The organism is Aneurinibacillus thermoaerophilus (assembly GCF_900099925.1).
GTDB lineage: Bacteria > Bacillota > Bacilli > Aneurinibacillales > Aneurinibacillaceae > Aneurinibacillus > Aneurinibacillus thermoaerophilus.
This window is the reverse complement of the sequence record NZ_FNDE01000005.1, coordinates 100,441-123,400: the sequence shown is the minus strand read 5'-3', so window position 1 is coordinate 123,400 and position 22,960 is coordinate 100,441. Positions and strand designations below refer to the sequence as shown.

The following is a 22,960-nucleotide window of genomic DNA, read 5'->3' as shown; positions in this document are numbered from 1 at the left end:
AGATGCCTTTACGTCTTTGGTAAAATTACCTATCTTTTGTTGCTAGAAATCTAGGTGTACTGCTCTAACAGAGTTTCCAATTAACAATATCAGATGGAGGCGGTAACGAGTGTTACCCGTCTTAGAGAGAAAAGAATCAGTCATATTTTGATATTGAAAAAAAAGTTCTAATTGACAAAAAACAAAGAAACGAGTATATTCTAATTAACGAAATTATAGCGACAAAATTAAAATATCGGAAAATGATAAAAAGTTATTTTTTTACCCTATTAACGACTATATAACGACAAAACAGGAGGTAACAGAGAATGACCAATAGAATAAAGAAAATAGTCACTCACATTGTAGAAGTACCGCTTAAAAACAAGTGGCAAATTTCTTTGTATTCTGCAAACATAAGACAACATGCTATTGTAGAAGTAATTTTGGAAAATGGCATTCACGGCTTCGGTGAAGCCGCTCCATCTCCGGCCTTCATGGGGGAGACGGCAGAAACAATTAAGCTGGTAAACGACCTTTATTTAGCACCGGCGTTGATTGGCTTGCCTGTTGACGAAATAGCGGTTGCACATACGAAAATGAATCAGGTGATTTACGCACAAACAGCAGCAAAATCAGCGATTGACATCGCGCTTCATGATGCATGGGGAAAAACGTTGAACCAGCCGCTCTATAAATTGATGGGTGGAGAAACTAGAAAAACGGTTCCACTCACATATGTGGTGGGTATTAAGAATAATGAAGATGCTTACGAAGAAGCCATACGACGAGTGAATGAAGGATTCAACGTGATCAAAATTAAAGTTGGAAATGAGCCGAAAAGAGATATCACTTTAGTGAATCTAATTCGTAAAGCGATAAGCGATTCAGGAAAAGAGGCAAAGATTCGCCTGGATGCGAACCAGGGATATGATGTACCGACTGCAATTAAAGTGATTAAGGAACTTGAGGAGACGGGCGAAATTGAGTCGGTTGAACAGCCAGTTCGAAAATGGAACATTTTCGGTATAAAAGAAATCCGTGAAAAAGTAAAAACACCAATCATGATCGATGAAACGGTCTTTAGCCCTGAAGACGCGATGAATGCCATCAAACTTGGCATCGCTGATATTATCAATTTGAAAGTTTGTAAAGTAGGCGGAATTTATCAATCTCGAAAGATTGCTGCATTGGCGGAAGCGGCAGGAATGTCCTGTACGGTTGGAAGCAACTTGGAGCTCGGTATCGGCATTGCCGCAAGTGCCCAATTTGTTACAAGTACCCCAGTTGTCAAAAATCCGAGCGACTTTATATGTGGAGCTTATTTGCATGAATATGACATTACTGAAACGCCTATGATGGATCTAGTGGAAAACGGAGCGATGAAAGTCTCGGACAAGCCAGGATTAGGCATTGATGTCAACATCTCATTACTTGGGAGAGAGTCTAAATGAACATCTCGATTGAACGACTGCAAAATGATTTAGAAAAGTATGCACGTTATGGAAAAGATCCAAACAACGGCATAACAAGACCAAGTTTTTCGGAAGCGGATTTTGAAGTAAGGGACTTATTTATTAACGAACTCAAACAACTCGGACTTGAAGTAAAAGTGGACGGTGCCTCTAACATATGGGGGTTGATGAAGGGAAATGGTCGAAAAAAGGGAACGATTGTCATTGGTTCTCATCTTGACACCGTACCTAACGGGGGAAAATATGATGGTGCTTTAGGTGTCTTAGTCGCAAAAGAAATCATTCGAACATTAAAAGACCATAATATCATGCTGAATCATGATCTTGAAATTGTATCGTTTACCGCTGAGGAACCAAACGATTTTAATGTGTCCACTATGGGCAGCCGCAGTTTTACTGGAAAATTACTTCCTGAACACCTGATGGATGTGACAGATTCGAAAGGCACACGTTTGGCCGACTGTTTTCAAAAAGCAGGCGGCGGCCTAGAGTATTTTTCCGAAATGGCTCAAGCCAAGAAAGACAAAAAAGCTTTTATTGAGCTTCATATCGAACAAGGTAAACGTTTGGAGCAACAAAATATTTCAGTTGCTTCCGTTGATAAAATTGTCGGTATTTACCGCGATCAAGTGACTGTTATCGGCCAGGCAAATCATGCCGGAACGACGATGATGGAACATCGCTTTGATGCGCTTACAGCAGCGGCAGAAATGGTGCTCATAGCAGAAAAGCTTGGAAGAGAGGACGCGAAAGATACCGTTTGTACGGTTGGAAAGTTTAACGTTTTTCCAAATGCAGCAAATATAATACCGGGAAAAGTAGAGTTTATTCTCGAAGTACGTGGAGAAACGGAAGAAGATATTCAACGGCTTGTAGCCAATATTAAAGCGGAATGGAAAAAGATTAGAAAGGCACGTCAAGTGGACGTTAAAGAGCAAAATATTCTTAACCAAAAACCTGTTCATTTAGATATGGATATTGTTGCTTGTATTGAAAAGGCAGCACAGGAACGTCATGTGCCAATTGTAAGATTGGCAAGTATGGCCGGACATGATGCAAGCCATATGGCTGATATTTCAAAAACGGCGATGATTTTTGTAAAAAGTATCAACGGAAAGAGCCATTGTCCACAAGAATATAGTACCCCGGACGATATTGAAATTGCCAGTAATGTGATGCTTCAAGCTATTTTGAACGTAGATGAGCAACTTGATTAAAACAAAAAAGGAGGATTTTTATGATTCATTCCCCTTCGCTCTGGGGGCTTGTCCCCCTTATCGTTTTTATTATCCTAATATTCAGAAAATGGAATCCGATCGCTGCCATTTCCGGTGCCATTATTTTTGGAGCGGTTATGAGCGGTGCAAGTTTAATGGATGTTGCAAAGGTCATTGGGAAAAACGGGCTGACAGATTTTATCGCTTATATTGGTCTGGTTATTTTGGCGGGCGGCGGACTTGGAAAAATTGCGGAAAAAACAGGAGTTGCCCGTAATATTGTGTATTTTATTATGAATAAAGTCGGCATTAATACGCCCAATAAAGCAATGATTAGCACAATGATAGCATCATCTTTATTAGCTGCATTATTAGGAACGTTGGCAGGTGCGAATGCCATTGTTGCACCCGTACTTATCCCGGTAGTGGCAGCGGCTGGATTATCATCGAGCGTTGTAGCAATTATTTTTCACGGCGCAGCGGCGGCGGGGATTTTAATCGGACCATTTACTCCGCCAGTAGTTACATTAATGGAATTGACAGGATTAACGTATCCTCAAGTGCTTTTGCATGCTGGTCTTCCGGTTGCCATCATTATATGGTTATGCACATTCGTTTATTCAAAAATGATTCTGAAGAAGTCTCTTATTGAGCATTCTTATCCGGAAGAAGATTTAAGCGGTTTCAATCAGAAAGAACTGGAAGTGGAGCTGAAACAAAAAAAAATTACAACTCAGGCAACAGTTGCCTTTTTAGTAACGCTCATCGCATCTATTGTATACGGTATCATGATTAAAGGCGGATCAACGTATACGATTGTCGTCATTTTATTAACAGCCATTATAACTGGTCTTGCCGGCAGAATGTCACCGAATCAAATTGCTGATACATTTGTAGAAGGTGCAAAACCATTGCTGTGGATCTTCATTCAATTTGTTTTATTTACGCCATTCATTTATTTTACTGAAAAAATGGGAGGTTTTGAAGCGCTTAAAAACTTGCTTCTTCCTTATGTAGAGAATGGCGGACAAGCTACAATGGTGATATTAAGCACGATCGTAAACATTGCGGGTATTCCTGGTGCAGCGGTTGCACACTCCATTCTTATGCATAAGATGTTCATTCCAACTGTCATGGACTTGCATATTCCGATGTCTGTCTGGGTGTTGGCACTACTTGTCGGTTCACAAATGCCGTTCTTCTTGTATCCGACCGGAGATGCTTTAGGAGCAATGGGACTTGCTCGCTCAAAAGATCTTAAGAATGTAATTATCTTCGGGGTGTTTGTAACCATTATTGTCGTTTTATTTATTGTTATACGTGTGTTATTTTTGTAAACTATGACGGATAAAGAGGTGGCTTAATATGGACTGGCAGAAACTTAGAAGAGATGTAGAGAGAATAGTGTCACAAGTCGATGGAAAAGTAAGTGTTGCCATTGAAACAGATGAGGGCCACATTTTGATTAATGCAAATGATCCGCTTCCGTCTGCAAGTTTGATTAAAATTCCAATCATGATTGCAGCATATCGTCAAGCACAAGAAGGTAAATTGAACTTGTTCAGTGAATATTCCTTCCTACCCGAAGATAGGGTAGGAGGGATGGGCGTTCTTTCTCATCTTTCACCTGAACTCCGCTTAACATTAAAAGATCTGATTTCGCTTATGATCATGATTTCTGATAATACGGCAACCAACATGGTCATTCGCAATGTTGGCATGGATACTGTGAATCAGTTAGCGGCTGATTTAAACTGTGGACAAACCGTTTTGGTACGGATGATGATGGATCATGAGGCGGTCAAACGAGGTAAGGATAATATGACATCGGCCAGTGATATCGTTCGCTTTTTGAAGGAGATAGTAGAAGGAAGTATATTAAATGAAGAAAACAAAAAAGCTGTTTATGATACTCTTTTAAACCAACAGTTTCATACAAAATTGCCTGCCTTGATTACAGGCGGTTTTTCCCTTCATGCTACTCTTGCTCATAAAACGGGAGAACTTCCAGGAACCGAACATGATGCTGGCATTTTCTGTTTTAATGGAAAGTATGCTTATGTAGCTGTTTTAACAACAGAACTGTCTGATAATGCTTCTGGCCAACGGGTGATCGCTCAAGTGGGAAAACTTGTTTTTGATTACTTGCGTGCATAAGAACCAAAGGGAAAGGGAAACTTTTATTTGATTTTGTAATTTTTCAGCGGTTTAATATTAAATATAAAGTTTTTTGTACAGAATCGAAAAAGCGAATTTTATGTTAAACAATTTCTTATGATTTTTGTTACCGTTGGAGGATAAAATGGTTGTTCATATTGCAGTGATCGGTTCTGAAAAAATGGTTCATGAAATCATCCGTTTAAATCAGAATGAACGTATCGGTATTAAACCTTTCATTTATGAAAAACCTGAGGAAAGTTTGAAACTTGTTGAAAAAGCAAAGGGCTGTACGGTTCTTTTTTTCACAGGTCCCATTCCTTATTATATGGCAAAAGGTAAAATTGAGGAGTACAATTTGCATGCTGTTTACATTCCCTTTGACGAACTGGCCTTTTCTTTGTCTTTATATCATATACAGCATGCTTTCGGTATTTATCCGTCAAAGCTTTCTATTGATATTCCAAAAAAAGAAGTGGTCTATAATATATTTCATGAATTGGGACTAGACACTACGTCAATTTTTATTAAAGAGTTTGAAGACAAAATGAATCAACATAGGTATACAGATGAGATCGTTCAATTTCATTACGATTTTTGGAAGAAAGGTGAAACTTCATTTGTTTTGACAAGCGTGCAGTCTGTTTACAATGAACTGCAGAAACTAAATATTCCAAGCCTTCGTATGATGATCCCACGAAAAAATATGATCGCTACACTTGAACAAGCTGTAACAATAGGAGAGCTTTTACTAAGTAAATCTTCACAAATTGCGGTTGGAATCGTTCAAATAGCTGATCAACATGATCAGGATCATTATGATGTAAAAGAATTAAAAGCTACTATATTTGGATTTCTTACAGAGTTCGCTCGAAAGATGAATGCGTCTGTTAAAACGGTCGATGAACGCACGTTTATGATTTATGGAACAAGGGGCGGTGTTGAACAGCTAACGGATCGATACCGTGTATTTCCTTTATTGAATCATGTAAAAGAAATGAAAGATGTGAACATCAACTTTGGTTTTGGTTTCGGTATTACGGTGACAGAAGCAGAGGAACATGCGCAAATTGGCTTGTATCATGCAAAAAAACTGAACGAACACAGTGTTTTTATTGTAACGGAAGAAAAGAAAGTAATTGGGCCATTAAATAAAAAGATAACAAAAATGTTTGAGCTGCAGAGTCAGGATGAGCGTATTCTTGCAATAGCTAAAAAAACCGGTATTAGTGTTTCAAGTATATCAAAAATAGTGAATTTTACCAATCTGCGTCACAATCATGGTTTTTCCGCGAATGATCTGGCTGATTACTTGCAGTTAAGCAGGCGCAGTGCGGAGAGAATGTTAAAAATACTTGTAGAGAAGAATTATGCAGAAATATCTGGTGAAGAACAGCCTTATCAAAAAGGAAGACCACGCTCAATTTATAAAATGAACTTCTAGTTGCCGCCATAGCCGCTCAGCTATTATTTCGCTTTCAATTCAGTGAAGAAGATCTGATGCAATTCAGGTCTTTTTTTTATTTAGTGGACACATTTCATTCGTTCCTCTGATTTTTATCTTTATTATTTGTTTTGTGATGCATATCATTTTAGTCAATTTAGGCTGTGTAGTATGTTTATGATTTTATAAATAGGAATAATAAACTATTTATTTTAGTATAATATGACTATAAACAAAGACAAAAAATGATACGGTTGAACTAATTGGTAATCCTTGCTAAAATGTTTCGTGTAGGTTAACAGTATAAAGGAGGAATTTTATGTTTAAACATATCCGCCCTCAAATTTCTGCGCTGAAACTTATAGAAAGAGGAACTAACATCGAGTTTAAGGGAAGATTTAAAGATACACTTGCCTACAATCATTTTACAGAAGAAGATGAAAATACTCTGTTTCAAGTGAGGGAAATAGTACAGGAATCAATCTCAGAAGCCGCTGATCTTTTTCATAAATATCTTATCGAGTTGAAGGAAGAAGGGGAACAGGAGATTCATAGCGAGGAAATCAAACGATACCTCTATATTTTCTTTAACGAAAAAAGGGATAAAGAGTACGTAGATAAAATTATTCCTTTTTTTAATGAACTGCGGATAAGACGTTATAATATAGGAAAGCTAATTGTGGCTTTCAATCAACTACATTTCTTTTTGCAAATGTCTTTATTCTCTAAAAAAACAATTTTGCCATCAACATATTTGCAATTAGCAGAAGCTTTGCAGCGTGCTATTAATATCGAACATCAAATATTAATTGAGGTGTATACAGAAAAGATTATTGAACAGGTAGCCGAAGGAATTGCACGATTGATGGATAAAAATTCCGAAGTTATGCAAATTAAAGAGCTAGTGAGGCAGCTTGATTTGCAAAATTCGGATATACAAACTGTCACTGCGGCAACGGAAGAAATGAAGGCTTCAATTATAGAAGTTGCAAATAATGCTGCATCTGTAGCAGAAAAAACCAAAACGGCCGTATCGAAAGCGACAGAAGGAAAACAGGTAATTGAAAAGGCACTTAACGATATTGTGCATACAGGAGAAACATTTGAAAGCATTGTCGATAAATTTTCTTCCCTACAAAATCATGTTTCTTCTATCGTCAATGTTGTTGAAATTATTCGAGGGATTGCCGATCAGACCAATTTACTTGCATTAAATGCTTCGATTGAAGCAGCCCGAGCAGGGGAGTATGGACGTGGATTTGCGGTAGTGGCCGATGAGGTACGAAAACTTGCAGAAAGTACGGTTGATTCCTTACATCAGGTTCATGTGAGTGTAGAAAATTTAAAAGTGTTTTCTTCAGATGTATCGAATACTGTCGCGATAACTGCTGAATCGATTAAAAAAGGAGTTGATGAGGCTGAATTGGCTCTTCCTATTTTAACGGAAATTACGGAAGATATTCAGCAAATTAATGAGGCAACCAGCCATACGGCAGCGATTTCCCAACAACAAGCAGCTTCTGTAGATGAAATTTCGCAACGCATGGTATCCATTAGCAAGCTTGCAGAAGAGATTGAAGAGTTAGGAAAGGATACAGGGAAAACTGTATATGAACTTAGTAAAATGACAGAGTTATTACGAACAGAAGTGTTCCATAATAATATTAAGTTGTCTACCAGGGCATTATTACAGCTAGCAAAGACAGACCATATTTTATGGAAATGGCGTATTTACAATATGATTCTTGGATATGAGATAGTACGTCCGGAAGATGTGTCTTCTCATAAGGTTTGTAGACTGGGTAAATGGTATTTTGATGCTACGACCCGTGAAAGATTGGAGAGTTATAAAAGTTTTAATTTATTAGATGTTCCACATCAACAGGTACATGAACAGGCACGATTAGCTGCGGAATCGTATAAGAATGGAAATATTCTTCAAGCCGAAAACCATTTGCGCTTACTTTCTAAAGCCTCTGAGGAAGTGTTATCGTACATTGATGATTTGTTAAAGTCGTTAGAATAAAAGCAAGTAGAGCTGTCTCAAAAGTTATGAGCCAGCCTCTTTGGTATGAAACGGTACATACATATAGAGACTTATTTCTTTTGTTCATGTTAGTTGGCATTAGCGTATGGGGGATTTTCACCTGGTCGCTCCATATTTCTCAAGGTTAAGCATGGGGTGTCGATGATTATGTTAAAGCCCCACCTTTTGGCATTTGTAGACCTCCTGGTTATGACATTTATTTTTTATAGAGTAAAAACAACGGAATTCATATTTGTTACTATTTGGTATATATAAGCTTCATTTTTTTTCAAACGATAGGATAACGGACTGTCCGATCAGGCAGTCCGTTTGTATGTTTTGCTTGATGCTTCCGTGCAAAAAATTGATCATCCAGCACTGTGAAATTTCTAACATTAGATTGTGAGAAGCGTCAACCTTTTGTGGATTCCAGCCATTCGGCATAACATTCGTCACACAGAAGTTCATTGCGTTCAGTATTGGAATCATAAAAAGTAACGCAATGGGCATTTTGCATATCATGACCGCAATAATAACATGTATCAGCCATTGTGTACCTCCTTCATTTGTCCTGCGAAATTTATGGCTACCTTTATTTTTTTATATGGAACAGAAAATAATGAGGAGGAATGCAGATATCCATATTTTTCAAGATTTTTGTGTAGGATGATGGCTATTCGGGGTGCGTTCTGGAGAAGATATTCACCATTTCTGTTTTGCCTACATATGTTAATCAGGGCCACATTTTCATACAGGAGGAGTTGACACGATGCAATTTTATTATGGAGAAAAAATGCCGCTCCGGATTCTGGATGAAGGCGAATTTTGGAAACTACAGGAAGCAGAACATACACAGGTGATTCGCGCTTTGGTACCGAATCTGGAGCCTGTTTTTGTTCAGGCGCTCCAGGGTTGGGAACAGGCTTTTTCACAAACGCAAGCCGCTTTTGTCAGATATATTGAACGAGTCGTTAGATTAGGTCATCGTGTAGATTCGATGGTATACAATGAAATCATGCAGCTCGTATGCTGTGCGCTCGGACAGAGCCATCAGTTTGTTCAGTTATTAAATCAACTGGGAACGGAAAGTAGTGCATTAAAAAATAACCCGACTGCAGTCACGGTTTTGAATCATATTCGTCGCGAGTCCGAATACTTTATTGGAATCGCGGAAGCATTGCTGGGCCATTATGCGTATACGTAGGAGAACAAAAGGGATGAAGGAACTGACGTTTTAAGCATTCAGTTCCTTTTCTTCATGTGGCGACTATGTTGTGATATCGCCTGATTTATCCGGGTATAGCAACTTATATGCGCGCAGCGCCAATTGGAGCGCCAACTGGTTTTCTGGAGACATAAAATCTTGTCCAAGCAGTTCTTTGATTTTTTCTAGTCGATAATAGAGAGACTGTCTAACGATATAAAGTTTTTCGGCCGCAAGCTTTTTTGAGCCGTTGTTTTCTAGATATACCTTCAACGTGTAAAGGAGATCGCTTCCTTTAAGCCGATCTTCTTCAATTAATGGGCCGAGGTAACGATGCACAAATGATTCAAGAATATTACCTTCCTGAAGATGAATAAGCAACTGAAACACGCCCAGTTCATCATAAAAAATTAGCGGCTTTTGATAATAAGGGTACAGCAAAAGCGCCTGCGTTGCTTCCTGGTAACTGAGATGCGCATTTTTAAACTGGCGATAAGATTGTCCGACTCCGATGCGCAGATGAAAATGGCCGATTTTTTGGTTTGCGTTTGCCTCTTTGATATAGTCTAATACTTGTTGTAGTCTTTCTTTGGTTTGGAGTTTTTTCTTTGATTGCCCGAATGATGTCAAATCAAGGGCCATGACTACAAGCTGGTTATTTTTAAGAGTGATGAATGGACGAAAGGCATGCTGTTCAAAAGCGGAACGCAATAGCAAAGAAAGATGGAACCCTATCGATTCAAGCGATTCCTCTGAAATGCTTTCCTTCTCATTGGGAATGTGCTCAATTTCAAATAAGCAAACCCAGTAGTTCATTTTGTTGAGTTTGTTGTAATCCGGGCCAATAAGTGTTTTGATATGCTCTTCCTCGTTGAGTCGATTGTGCAATAAATCATTCACCCACAAATTTTCGGCATGGAGTTTTCGCTCTTCCATATAACGCTTTCGTAATAAATCCTGGGCGATAGAAAGAGAGGCCGAATCCAATAACAAATCATGATATTCGCTCGGCTCTTGTTTGCTCGCCATCGCGATTAATGCCCAGACTTGTCCCATGGCACCTACAGGCTGTAGAAGCATGGTTTTGTCTTCCTTTTTTAAACGATAAGAAGATAGATTGAAAGGATGCTGGCATAATTTTTGCAAATGTCCATAAAGAAAAGTCAGCCAATCATTTTGGGCAATCGGCTCCAAGGTGGGTATAAAAACCGGCTTTCCTTGGGTTGGGAGGTAAACGATTTGCGTTTTCGTACTGTCGTGCAGCAATTTTAAAACATTCAAAGCACCTTGAGAAGTAAGGGATAGACGGTGAAATTCCCTTGAAACACTTTCAAGCTTTTGTAGCATTTGATAATGGCGATTAATGATTAACGGGTGCAAATCCTGCGTGATATCCACAAAGCGGACCGTTTTCAGAAAGATAATCAGCGGAAAGTTATGCTTGTTGGCAAGCTTAATCATCTCGTCAGGAACGGACTCTACGTATTGCCCGATTTCTAAACATAAGCAGGAGACGTTCGCGTCTATTAATTTTTGCAGATAGGATGCGAAACGTTGTCCATCCGATTGAAAACCAATGCCGGTTGCCAGAATCATTTCTTCTCCGTGAATTAGGGTGTCAAAATGAGAGGTTTCAAGAATATGAACCCAGCGGATACGGCGATGCAACCCGTGTTTTCCGGCAATGATGCGTGCTTCTTGAAATAGGGGGCGCTTTAATACATCGTTTACTGTGAGTATAAATTCAGAATGCACTGCGATTCATCCCCATTCCATTCATTTTTTATTTTTAATGTTATTATAAGTTTAAAATAAATGGTATTATTTTTGACATTTTGTCTAGTGTAAGCGTTTCATAAGCTTTGCTATAGTGAAAGAAACGCTACAGCATGTAAACAGATGTAAGAATAATGGGGGTGTGTTTTATGACAATTGCAAAAGATAAAGTAATGACATTGAAAAATTTTGTAGGTGGTAAATGGGTGGAAGCTGCTACTTCTCGTTACGAGGAAGTACCTAACCCAGCAACAGGCGAAATTATTGCTTATGTTCCGATATCCTCACGGGAAGATTTAGACAGAGCGGTACAAGCGGCGAAGGAAGCGTTTAAAACATGGAAGAAAACACCGGTGCCGCGCCGCGCCCGGATTCTCTTCAAGTATCAGCAGCTCCTTGTTGAACATTGGCAGGAATTGGCTCGTCTCATTACGATTGAGAATGGCAAAAGCTACGAGGAAGCGTATGGCGAAGTGCAGCGTGGCATTGAATGCGTGGAGTTTGCGGCGGGAGCTCCTACGCTGATGATGGGCACCCAGCTTCCTGATATTGCCGCTGGGATCGAGTCCGGTATGTACCGTTATCCACTCGGGGTTGTAGGCGGTATTACACCGTTTAATTTCCCGATGATGGTTCCGTGCTGGATGTTCCCGCTGGCGATTGCTTGCGGAAATACGTTTGTGCTAAAGCCGTCGGAGCGTACGCCGCTTTTGGCGAACCGTCTTGCCGAACTGCTTATGGAAGCCGGGCTTCCGGATGGAGTGTTAAATATTGTGCATGGAGCGCATGATGTGGTAAACGGTATTTTGGAACACCCGGACATTCAAGCAGTATCGTTTGTCGGCTCACAGCCTGTAGCGGAATATGTATATAAAACAGCAGCCGCGAATTTAAAACGTGTGCAGGCTCTTGCCGGCGCAAAGAACCATTCGATCGTTATGCCGGATGCTGATTTGGATTATGCCGCCAAAAATATCATCAGCGCCGCTTTCGGTTCCGCCGGTGAACGGTGCATGGCTTGCTCTGTCGTAGTGGCTGTCGGAGAGATCGCGGATGAACTCGTAAGCCGCCTGAAAGAGGAAGCGGATAAAATCAAGATTGGAAACGGGCTTGAAAAAGGCGTTTTCTTAGGACCTGTTATTCGCGATTCGCATAAAGCGCGCACGATCGGTTATATCGAAGCGGGCGAAAAGGAAGGCGCATTGCTTGTCCGTGACGGAAGAAAAGATGCAGCGGTAAATGGTCAAGGCTATTTTATAGGTCCTACAATTTTTGATAACGTAACAACGGAGATGTCCATCTGGAAAGACGAGATTTTTGCCCCTGTTCTTTCCGTTGTCCGCGTAAAAGATTTGGATGAGGCGATTGAGCTTACCAATAAGTCTAAATTTGCCAATGGTGTATGTCTTTATACGAACAGCGCGAAAGCGGTACGTCAGCTCCGTGATGAAATCGATCCGGGCATGATTGGCATCAATCTCGGAGTGCCCGCGCCGATGGCTTTCTTCCCATTCTCAGGTTATAAGAATTCGTTCTATGGAGATCTTCATGCCAACGGCCGCGATGGGGTTGAATTCTATACTCGTAAAAAGATGGTCACCGCGCGCTATTCGTTTTAACTGAGGAGGTGAAAATATGTCTATGTTGCAAAACAAAGTTGAGGATGTAATTGCCAGCGACCGAAAATATTTGTGGCACCATATCACGCCTTATAATGAAAAGGTTCCTCCTACGGTAGCTGTAGAAGCGAAGGGGGCATGGATCACGGATATCAATGGAAACCGTTATCTGGATGGAATGGCCGGATTATGGTGCGTGAATGTCGGATATGGAAGGGAAGAGCTGGCGGAAGCAGCGTATGAGCAATTAAAAGCGATGCCGTATTTTCCGCTCACACAAAGCCATCTTCCCGCCATTCAACTGGCTGAAAAACTAAATGAATGGCTCGAAGGAGAATATGTTATTTTTTTCTCTAACAGCGGTTCTGAAGCGAACGAGATAGCCTTTAAAATTGCGAGACAATATCATGAGCAAAACGGCGAGCCGAGCCGCTACAAGTTTATTTCCCGCTACCGTGCTTACCACGGAAACTCCATGGGTGCTCTGGCGGCGACGGGCCAGGCAGTGCGGAAATATAAGTATGAACCCCTGGCACCCGGTTTCATTCACGTTCGTCCCCCGGATAGTTACCGTCGCCCTGCTGGGCAAAGTATAGAAGAATTTAATATCCAATGCGCCCAAGCGATTGAAGAAACGATAATTTGGGAAGGCAAGGAAACAGTGGCCGTCGTGATTATGGAGCCCGCGATTACAGGTGGCGGTATTATCGTTCCGCATCCGGTTTACATGGAAAAAGTGCAGGAGATTTGCAATAAATACGGTGTGCTGCTAATTATTGATGAGGTGATTTGTGGATTCGGGCGTACAGGCAAGAAATTCGGTCATATGCATTTTGGTGTACACCCGGACATTGTGACAATGGCCAAAGGCTTGACAAGCGGTTACCTTCCGCTTTCTGCGACGGCGGTTCGCAGGGATATTTATGAGGTGTTCAAAGCATCGGACGAATACGGTTATCTGCGTCATGTTAATACGTTTGGCGGCAATCCGGCGGCTTGCGCGCTCGCTTTGAAAAACCTGGAGATTATGGAGCAGGAAAATTTAATCGAACGTGCACGTGTGCTCGGTGAACGTTTGCAGGAAGAAATGAAGGAAATGGAGAATCATCCCTTGGTCGGGGATATTCGCGGCTTTGGATTTCTGCTTGGCATTGAACTGGTAGAAGATAAGAAAACGAAAGAGCCTGCCGCACCGGCGAAAGTAGGCCAGATTATCGCGGATTGTAAAGCGAATGGTCTGATCGTTGGCAGAAACGGCGATACTGTAGCGGGCTTTAATAACGTAATTGTCCTCTCCCCACCACTATCCGTTACAGACGAAGATGTAGCATTTATTGTGAGCACATTGAAGCGCGTGTTGAAAAAACACTTATAGCGGTAAGATGTGAAAAATGGAAATTGATTTTTCGTAAGAATGAATCCCCGAATTAGGCGGAAAGCAGTCTGATTCGGGGATTGGTTTTTAATTTACCATATTTTTATTATGTAAACTAAAAATATGGATTACAAAAGATTTAAGATAAAGAAATCCCACTCTTTATTTCTGCGCGTACTTTCGCTTTTTTGTAGCGGTTAGATCATCGACAACATGATGGAGCCCTCTTGATAGCGAAGAAAGTACAGAAGACAAGGTATGGTTTGAACTTGAAAAAAATATATATGAAAACGAGGTGGGATAACTTGATCCGAAACTTTTTGACCAGTCTCGTTGTTGCGCTTGTTTTTGCTCTATCTATGTCGGCATGCACTTATTTTTCCGAACATGATTTTAGGAATATGTCTGCAGAAGTATCAAGCAACGTGCCTGATGCCCAAATGACGCAAGGAGAAGATGCTGCAATTCAAGGCACGTTCGATATGTCAGAGCCCCTGCTGACGGTGTCTGCGCAAAATGCTGCGGATTTTGGGTTGCAGGCTGCGGAATACATGAATGATTTGATTATAACTAGTGCCGACTTACAGGGGAGTATGCAAAGTGAATTTAAGCTAGAAGATTGGAGCAAAGGACTTGGTGAGAAGCTTAACGCTTACGAGGCTGCAGTAAAGAAAGCTATGTCTATTCCGAAACCGCACCCGCAGTTGAATAGGCTGTATGATTCTTATTTGGAAATGATACGTCAGTATGAGAGATTTGCAATTTTAATGCGGAAAGGCATCGAATCGGGGGATTTGACGACAATCAAAGCGGCTTTTGCACAGGCTGAAAGCATGGAAAAGCACTACGACCGGTTGATGCGGAATGCATCCGGCAAAGCAGTCGGTGCGCCGGAGGAATCAGTGATATCATCGGTGAACGGCAGCTGGTAAAAATAAAACGCTCTTTGAGATGATCGTCTCAAGGAGCGTTTTATTGGTTATTCTATAGTTTTAAGGAGTTTTCTTTACGATATTTTTCATGGGGCTTTTTCTTTAAAAATTAGCACCTGATATTAATAGCTAGTGTTATAATGTTGTATTATAAATCTTAGGAGGGAATGGATATGCAGAGTTTCTTATCTAAGGCCAAGCTTACAGCTATTGGAACTTATGTTCCGGAGCGCGTACTTACGAATTTTGATTTTGAAAAAATGGTTGATACGAGTCATGAATGGATTTTCAGCCGAACCGGCATCCGGGAACGGCGCATTGCTGGGCCGCAGGAGTTTACTACAGATTTATGCGTGGCGGCCGTAAAAGATTTAATACAAAGATATGAAAAGTCCGTACGAGATGTAGATTGTATCTTAGTTGCCACGACGACGCCAGATTATGGTTTTCCGAGTGTTGCCAGCCAAGTGCAGGCTCGGTTAGGAATAGAGAATGCAGGGGCAATTGATTTAAATGCGGCGTGTGCGGGCTTTGTGTATGCGTTGCAGATGGCGAACGCTCTGATAACGTCAGGCGTAAACAAAAAAGTGCTGGTTATTGGTGCGGAAACAATGTCCAAAACAGTGGATTACAGCGACCGTACTACTTGCATTCTGTTCGGGGATGGAGCAGGCGCTGTATTGGTAGAATATGACGAAACGAATCCAGTTTTTTTGGCTTCGCATATGACTTCTAACGGAGAAGGTGGCCTGTACCTGTACCGAACCGGACTGTCTCAGAAAATGGAAGGGCAAGAATTAAAAAGCAACGGCTGCATTGTCCAAAACGGGCGAGAGGTGTATAAATGGGCCGTTACCAGTGTGCCTTTGGGAATGCGGTGTTTGATAGAAAAAAGTGGATACCAATTGGAGGACGTGGACTGGTTTGTCCCACACAGCGCGAACTTACGCATGATTGAGTCGATTTGCCAGCGCAGCGGTTTTCCGCTGGCAAAGACGTTGTGGAGTCTAGAATATTATGGGAATACATCATCCGCTAGCATTCCGCTGGCATTGGACAAAGGGGAAAAAGAAGGGAAACTACATACGGGAGATAAGGTTATGCTCTACGGGTTCGGAGGAGGACTTGTGCAGGCGGGTCTATTGATAAATTGGACGCTATAAATGTCTTAGTCTTTAAATGTTCATCCTATCAATCAGAATGCAGGAACGGATGCGCTAACCGGCTCCCACATAAACATAAGTTTCCGATAGACTAATCAATTTTCTTCGGCGCGGAATAAGCGCGAAGAAAGGCCGATGAACAGCCTGGTTGTGCTAAAATAAAGACGAAACCGAAACACTCCAGACTTTTTTATCAATTGTCGGAAAGGGAGAGAGACCGCTTGAGAAGATGGAAGTTTATAGCCGGGTTATTGCTTTGTTTTATACTTGCGCTTGCTGCCTGCACTGGGGAAACCGACACGCACGAAATGCCGTTAGAAGGGAAGTTCGTGATCAAACCAGAATCTAGCAAAGCGGGCGAAACGGTTACGATTTATGTTGAAGTCACCCAGGGCAAAGAAAAAGTGGACGATGCTTCCAGCGTCGAATTTGAAATAGGAAAGGTCGGGCAGAAGACTGGCGAGCGGATACAGGGTAAACATCTTGGAGAAGGGCGGTACGGCATTGAGAAAGTTTTTAAAGAAAAAGGAAAATATAAGGTATCTGTGCTTGTGAACGCCCGCGGTCTTGCTATGCCGTCCACGCAAACGGTGACCATTGAATAAGACAGCGTTCCTGTATACAAGGCGCAACGAGAGAAAGCGGAAAATACGTTCCGCTTTTTATTTTTGAAAAAAAAGAGGGTGCTAAGAGGCGCACCGAGCAAGGAAGGATAACCGGGGATTTAAAAGAGGTATCCTACGAGGTTTTCACTGATTATTTTATCGTGATAACAAGGGAGATGAAACAAGAATCGCTCGTCAAATTCTACTCTCTATGTGCAATAAACGACAAAAAACAATAAAAAAGCGCCTGGATTTGTGAAGATACGATCGATATGTGTAGTAGAAATGTGGGTTAGTTGCATCAATTTTGGAAAGAATATGTTTATGTATTGGCATAGCAGATTTTTGAGAACGGGAAGAGGGAAAAATTTATGGATGATAATCGCTACCAAACGGAAGACAAGTGCGTCGAACAGCTTTGTTGTTGGGTTCGACAGTACCGTAAGTATACCCTTGAAGGCGCATGCGCGTCGTATATTCCCGCGCTTCAGCATGTCAACCAGAGCCAGCTCGGCATTTGCATTATTGGTCATAACGGAGAAGTAATCAAGGCAGGTGAAGCGGATGTTACGTTTACCATGCAAAGCATCTCGAAAGTTATCAGTTTTATGGCCGTTTGTCTCGATAAAGGAGTTTCCTACGCTCTGGAACGGGTTGATGTAGAGCCGACAGGAGACCCGTACAATTCGATTATGCGCTTGGAATTAAAAAAGCCCAGCAAACCGTTTAATCCGATGATTAATGCGGGCGCTATTACGATCGCATCTTTGCTTCCGGGAACGACAAAAGAAGAAAAGTTTGATTCTTTGTTAGAATTGCTTGCGAAGTTGTTAGGGCGTCATCCCAAGGTGGATGAAACAGTATTTATGTCCGAGTGGAACACCGCCCATTATAATTTTGCGCTTGCCCACTTTCTAAAAGCTGAAGGATTCCTCGAATGTGAAGTGGAAGAGGCGCTGTACGTATATTTACGGCAATGCGCCATTGAAGTGACCACCGAAGATTTGGCGCGCATCGGGTTGATTCTTGCCTGTGATGGCTACCATCCGTTGAAAGAGAAACAGATGATTCATCCGGAACTTGCCCGTCTGACAAAAGCGATTATGCTAACGTGTGGCATGTACAACGCTTCCGGAAAATTCGCTGCTTTTGTAGGAGCCCCTTCCAAAAGCGGAGTTTCTGGTGGAATTATGACGGCGGTTCCATCGCGGATCCACAAAGCTACGCCGTTTCACAACGGCTGTGGCATCGGCATCTACGGTCCGGCGATCGATAAGGCCGGCAACAGCGTCGCAGGCGTTAAGCTCCTTGAGCATATATCGAAAGAGTGGGAGTTGAGCGTGTTTTAATATTGACATTCCAAACTATTCATATTACAGTCATTTATATAAATTAGTTATTTAACTAACTAAGAGGAGAGAAGGAAATGGCCAGACCAAATGTCACTTCGAAAGGAACATTAATTGATTCGGCTAAGAGATGTATTGTGGAGCATGGAATAGAACAGCTGACGTTAAAAGCGGTAGCAGAAAAAGCAAATGTGACACAGGGAACCGTATATTATCACTTTCGTACAAAAGAACAGCTTATTTTTGAAGTCGTTCGAGATGTTTGCTACACTTCATGGGCCAATTTAAAAACCGATCCGAAGCCAGCAATTGAAAAGATTAAAGAAGGACTCATTTCTGCCCAATCACGAACAAAGGAAGATTCCTGTTACCATCAGTTATTTTTAACGTTAATTGTATTTGGATTCCAGAATGAAATGATAAAAAATCAATTGAGTCAACTTTTGGACGATGAAAATGCGTTTTTAACAGATCAACTCTCTAATATATGGAGTTGTTCTCCTATTGAAGGAGTATCTTTAAAAACTTGGGGGATTTTATTGAACGCATTAGTTGATGGTCTTGCATTACAATCTTTAATTTCATCTAACTTTTCATCTGAAGAGGTCTACAAGGAATTGGAAGTTATTCTGCTGAAACTAACAGAAAAGACGCAAAAGCATTGATTTAGTTGCTCTTATCTTGTTAAATTACTTGGGTGAAAATAACTTTATACGATAGTGTCTTTTAAATAAAGGAAGGGCAAAGAGGATGAACATGTTTACACACAAATTAGGTCTTACATTTCTTTTTTCTTTTCTTGTTTGGTTAGGTGCAACGATGTTCTTTGTACTTTTTGGAGACTTAGTCCTAGTGGATCCTAGTAAAGATAACTTTTTGGGAACTTTCTTACTTCTAGAAGCTGCGACAGCTATTGTTTTATATGTTGTGTTACTTATTTATAAAAAACTTGACAAATCACCGTATGCAAGTATTAAACTTGGAATTTGGGGTTCTGCGATCGGTTTGTTTATTGACACTTTTTCAGTATGGAATCATTCGATTGTTTTTCCAAAACTTTCAGAAGATCAAGTCATTGCGTTCACGATCTGGATGGTATGTGCCTATGCTATGTATCTGATCATTCCACTGGGATTATCAAATAAGAAGGAGTAGAATAGAGAAACTAAATGTTATTATTTCTGCTCTTCTTAAAATCTTTAAACGATATAGGTGCTTAACGTTTCGACATTTCAGGCAGGCAACTAATGTTAGTTATAGAAGAGGGGAAAATTGACGCCACTTTCTTTAATTACACGGAAACTGGGGGCTGTCTCAAAAGTCATGAGCCAGCCCCTTTGGTATGAAACGATACCTACATATAAATATTCATTTGTGCAAAAAATCTAAATATATTGTTTCGAGCGATAGAAAACTTCCTCACTTACACTTTTGGAACACCCTAAGTTAATTAGTCAACATGAATCTGTGAAAGTAAATATAAAACAAAAAAGAAAACGGGCCGATAACTTGGTTTATGTTGCTTGTGGTTTCCTTCACAAGTATGCCATGTACCTACATGAGAATTTATGAAAAAGGGTTATACAATGGTATATCCTTAAGAAAGAGTATAAATCTTAAGAAAGTCTTAAGGATTCCCTTAATTTAATGTTAAGAAATACATCTTACAATATAGAAAGTCCCGGGAACTGACCATGATATGCTTTTGAAGGGAGCGTGAAAAAATATGAATCATTATTCCATATTAGTTGTCGATGATGAAAAAGAGATCAGGGATGGTATCGAAATATATTTAAAAAATGAAGGGATGACGGTTATAAAAGCAAAAGACGGCATCGAAGCGATTGAAAAATTGAACGAGCATGTTATTCACCTCATTATTTTAGACATCATGATGCCGCGCCTTGACGGTATCGCAACTACATTTAAAATACGTGAAGAAAAAAACATTCCGATTATTATTCTTAGTGCCAAAAGCGAGGATATGGATAAAATTCTAGGTCTTCAGGTTGGTGCTGATGACTATGTCACGAAGCCGTTTAATCCCTTAGAGCTTATTGCTCGAGTGAAGTCACAGCTAAGAAGATACGTGACTCTGGGCACTTACGAAGGAATAGAAAAAGTGATTCATCTCAATGGTCTTACATTAGATCAGTCGGCAAAAGAAGTAACGGTTGACGGTGAAGTTGTGAAATTAACGCCGACTGAATATAAAATCGTTGAATTGCTTATGACAAATGCCGGACGTGTGTTTTCTATTAACGAAATTTATGAACGGGTATGGAAGGAACCAGGTTTTAATGCTGAAAATACTGTAGCCGTTCACATCCGTAAGATTCGTGAAAAAATCGAAATCAATCCAAAACAACCAAAATATTTAAAGGTGGTATGGGGAATTGGATACAAAATCGAAAAGTAAGATGATATTCGTGATTTGGATTTTATTATTTACTTTCGGATTAAGCGGTATTATCTCAGGGTTATTTAACGGAAAAGACTATATAAAAAAAGATTATTTTCAGACTCAACAGTTTGAAGATGAACTAAATCAGTTTGTTGATTATCTAAAGATGTTTGAATTAAATAATATAAATAAAGAAGAACTCAAAAAGAAGATTACCGTTACAGCTGAGGAAATTGAAGAACACCGCTATCGCTATGGAGATTTATCGACACAAGTCTCAAATATAAAAGGTCAATATGAGCATAAAATTCAGGATGCACTGTTAGCAGGCAACAAAGAAGTAGCTGATGCCTATATTGCTGAAAGAGATAAGAAAATAGAGGATATTACAAACAATTTTAAAAGCGACGAACATGTCCGGGCAAAAATCGTTAAAGAAAAAGAACAAAAGATTGACGAATATTTTCGTGAGATAGAAAATTACCGTTCGGATTTTATGAGATACAAAGCGCTTTTTACGTATTATTTAAAGAACACCGCAACGGGAGAAGTTTATACGAATGTAAATATAAGCAGTGGCGATTCAATAGATACGTTTATAAACAATAAAAATATGATATTTATTCAAAGCTATCCTTCGTCAAAATATGCTTACCTTTCAACTGGCGGACAATATCGCTTTGTTGGTGATAATGATGTGGTCACTCCGTTAATAGAAAAGGAAACGAGCACGTTTGAGGGGAAGATTGCGTTACCGAAAGCAGCGTCTTCAGAAAACCCTATTCTGGCAGATTATTATGATTTTCAACAAAAACAAAAAATCTTTTTTATCTACACCATTAGCGGTATTCTCGCTTTTCTGCTGAGTTTTTATTTAAACAAAAAAACAAGGGTCATTCAATGCATTCCTACAGGGAAATGGCAGCCTTACTACAACTGTATTCCGATAGACGTAACAGTAATGGCTTTAGTATTTACGGGACTTCTCACGCTTTTGCTATTCATAATGGATAATACCCTATCCTTACATCAAAATTTATATATCTATATTAGAGATACACTCTTTCGTTTAATCGTTACAACCCTTTTTGTTGCACTAACACTTATTCAAGGAAAATTTTTGTTAGAGAGAGCAAAGGCCCCGGCGAACCTAAAAGCAGATTGGCAAAAGGCCCTGCTACACAGAGCATACCAAGGCATAAAGGAAGCGTTTCTCATCCGAAGTATTGGTATGCAACTATTTATTCTGTTATCGGTTGTGTTTGCTTTTGGCGTTGGTGCGGCAATTGTTCTTATAGAGCCCATATATATATGGATTTATATCCCTTTATTTATTGTGATCTGCGTTCCAATTTTCATCATAATTATAAAGCGTAGCGGTTATTTTAATCGTATTGTTACCAACACGGACGAGTTAGTACATGGAAATTTCGAGCAGGATATACCTGTGATAGGGAAATCGGCGTTAGCCGTTCTTGCAGCCAATATTAATGCATTAAAGCATGGTATAAAAGTATCACAAAAGGAACAGGCGAAAAGTGAACGATTAAAAACGGAACTAATTACAAATGTAAGTCATGACTTGCGAACACCGTTAACTTCTATCATTACATACACAGAGCTTTTGAAGACATCAGATGTAACAGATGAAGAGCGTGACGCATACATTGAGATTATTGACCGTAAGTCTAAACGATTAAAAGTGCTCATTGATGACTTATTTGAAGCATCCAAAATGGCAAGCGGGAACATTGAGCTTGAAAAAGAAAAAGTAGATCTTGTCCAGCTTTTACAGCAGGCATTAGCTGAATACAATGAAACAATCGAAGAGTCAACATTGCAATTTCGGATCACTACCCCTGATACACCTGTTTATGCTGTTGTCGATGGACAAAAACTGTGGCGGGTGTTTGACAACTTAATTGGAAACATCCTCAAATATTCATTAGAAAATACGAGAGTATATATTTCAGTGAAAAAAGCAAATGACAAAGCGGTAATTGCTTTTAAAAATATTACTAAATACGAGCTTAGTGAAGATATAGACGAACTGTTTGAACGATTTAAACGCGGTGATACATCTCGTCATACAGAAGGCTCAGGACTTGGGCTTGCTATTGCTAAATCGATTATAGACCTTCACGAAGGCAGTTTAGACATTGAAGTAGATGGTGACTTATTCAAAGTAACCGTTTCATTGAATACCAAATAAGGCAAAAGCCCGGAATTCAACCG

At 40.2% G+C, this 22,960-nt stretch carries 19 protein-coding genes; 17 read left to right on the top strand and 2 right to left on the bottom strand.

Annotated elements, in window-relative coordinates; translation table 11 throughout:
* Positions 1-308 precede the first annotated feature (308 nt).
* The 6 genes from BLR88_RS04725 to BLR88_RS04700 all read left to right on the top strand — a co-directional run bounded on the left by BLR88_RS04725 (position 309) and on the right by BLR88_RS04700 (position 8,298).
* Positions 309-1,433, top strand: coding sequence for a mandelate racemase/muconate lactonizing enzyme family protein (locus BLR88_RS04725; protein WP_091260073.1), 1,125 nt, complete (start codon positions 309-311; stop codon positions 1,431-1,433).
* Positions 1,430-2,671: a Zn-dependent hydrolase gene (locus BLR88_RS04720; protein WP_057898612.1), complete on the top strand. Its 1,242-nt coding sequence runs from the start codon at positions 1,430-1,432 to the stop codon at positions 2,669-2,671. Before BLR88_RS04725 ends, BLR88_RS04720 begins: the two co-directional genes overlap by 4 nt.
* Positions 2,672-2,691: 20 nt before the next feature.
* Entirely contained in the window at positions 2,692-4,008 is a 1,317-nt protein-coding gene (locus BLR88_RS04715) for a hypothetical protein (RefSeq protein WP_091260072.1), read from the top strand.
* A gap of 28 nt (positions 4,009-4,036) precedes the next feature.
* Positions 4,037-4,828, top strand: a complete 792-nt coding sequence (locus BLR88_RS04710; protein ID WP_091260070.1) for a serine hydrolase — start codon at positions 4,037-4,039, stop codon at positions 4,826-4,828.
* A gap of 145 nt (positions 4,829-4,973) precedes the next feature.
* Positions 4,974-6,272: a hypothetical protein gene (locus tag BLR88_RS04705; RefSeq protein WP_091260068.1), complete on the top strand. Its 1,299-nt coding sequence runs from the start codon at positions 4,974-4,976 to the stop codon at positions 6,270-6,272.
* A 319-nt stretch (positions 6,273-6,591) separates the two neighbouring features.
* Positions 6,592-8,298, top strand: a complete 1,707-nt coding sequence (locus BLR88_RS04700) for a globin-coupled sensor protein (RefSeq protein WP_091260066.1) — start codon at positions 6,592-6,594, stop codon at positions 8,296-8,298.
* A 412-nt stretch (positions 8,299-8,710) separates the two neighbouring features.
* Here BLR88_RS04700 and BLR88_RS19390 read toward each other — a convergent pair whose 3' ends face one another.
* Positions 8,711-8,848, bottom strand: coding sequence for a hypothetical protein (locus BLR88_RS19390; protein ID WP_175493556.1), 138 nt, complete (start codon positions 8,846-8,848; stop codon positions 8,711-8,713).
* Positions 8,849-9,067: 219 nt separating this feature from the next.
* On the opposite strand from BLR88_RS19390, the gene BLR88_RS04695 reads away from it, so the two are divergent.
* Complete coding sequence (locus BLR88_RS04695; RefSeq protein ID WP_091260065.1) at positions 9,068-9,502, top strand: DUF2935 domain-containing protein; 435 nt, start codon at positions 9,068-9,070, stop codon at positions 9,500-9,502.
* A gap of 63 nt (positions 9,503-9,565) precedes the next feature.
* Here BLR88_RS04695 and BLR88_RS04690 read toward each other — a convergent pair whose 3' ends face one another.
* On the bottom strand, positions 9,566-11,257 hold the full coding sequence (locus BLR88_RS04690) for a PucR family transcriptional regulator (protein ID WP_091260063.1): 1,692 nt from the start codon (positions 11,255-11,257) through the stop codon (positions 9,566-9,568).
* A 170-nt stretch (positions 11,258-11,427) separates the two neighbouring features.
* On the opposite strand from BLR88_RS04690, the gene BLR88_RS04685 reads away from it, so the two are divergent.
* From BLR88_RS04685 to BLR88_RS04640, 10 genes are all read left to right on the top strand, one after another.
* On the top strand, positions 11,428-12,897 hold the full coding sequence (locus BLR88_RS04685; protein WP_057898620.1) for a CoA-acylating methylmalonate-semialdehyde dehydrogenase: 1,470 nt from the start codon (positions 11,428-11,430) through the stop codon (positions 12,895-12,897).
* 16 nt (positions 12,898-12,913) lie between these two features.
* Complete coding sequence (locus tag BLR88_RS04680; protein WP_091260061.1) at positions 12,914-14,272, top strand: aspartate aminotransferase family protein; 1,359 nt, start codon at positions 12,914-12,916, stop codon at positions 14,270-14,272.
* Positions 14,273-14,577: 305 nt separating this feature from the next.
* Positions 14,578-15,204 (top strand): hypothetical protein, encoded by a 627-nt coding sequence (locus tag BLR88_RS04675; RefSeq protein ID WP_057898622.1) that lies wholly within the window; start codon positions 14,578-14,580, stop codon positions 15,202-15,204.
* A 173-nt stretch (positions 15,205-15,377) separates the two neighbouring features.
* A complete protein-coding gene (locus tag BLR88_RS04670; protein ID WP_409359883.1) occupies positions 15,378-16,367 on the top strand; it encodes a ketoacyl-ACP synthase III in 990 nt (329 codons plus the stop codon).
* 221 nt (positions 16,368-16,588) lie between these two features.
* Positions 16,589-16,972 carry a FixH family protein gene (locus BLR88_RS04665; protein ID WP_057898624.1) on the top strand — a complete coding sequence of 128 codons (384 nt, stop codon included), beginning with the start codon at positions 16,589-16,591 and terminating at the stop codon, positions 16,970-16,972.
* Positions 16,973-17,343: 371 nt separating this feature from the next.
* Entirely contained in the window at positions 17,344-18,321 is a 978-nt protein-coding gene (locus BLR88_RS04660) for a glutaminase (protein WP_091260056.1), read from the top strand.
* A 77-nt stretch (positions 18,322-18,398) separates the two neighbouring features.
* A complete protein-coding gene (locus BLR88_RS04655; protein WP_091260054.1) occupies positions 18,399-18,986 on the top strand; it encodes a TetR/AcrR family transcriptional regulator in 588 nt (195 codons plus the stop codon).
* A gap of 91 nt (positions 18,987-19,077) precedes the next feature.
* Complete coding sequence (locus BLR88_RS04650) at positions 19,078-19,476, top strand: DUF5367 family protein (protein ID WP_082706175.1); 399 nt, start codon at positions 19,078-19,080, stop codon at positions 19,474-19,476.
* Positions 19,477-20,047: 571 nt separating this feature from the next.
* Complete coding sequence (locus BLR88_RS04645; RefSeq protein ID WP_057898679.1) at positions 20,048-20,740, top strand: response regulator transcription factor; 693 nt, start codon at positions 20,048-20,050, stop codon at positions 20,738-20,740.
* A 1-nt stretch (position 20,741) separates the two neighbouring features.
* Positions 20,742-22,937: a sensor histidine kinase gene (locus BLR88_RS04640; RefSeq protein ID WP_457911990.1), complete on the top strand. Its 2,196-nt coding sequence runs from the start codon at positions 20,742-20,744 to the stop codon at positions 22,935-22,937.
* Positions 22,938-22,960: the final 23 nt, after the last annotated feature.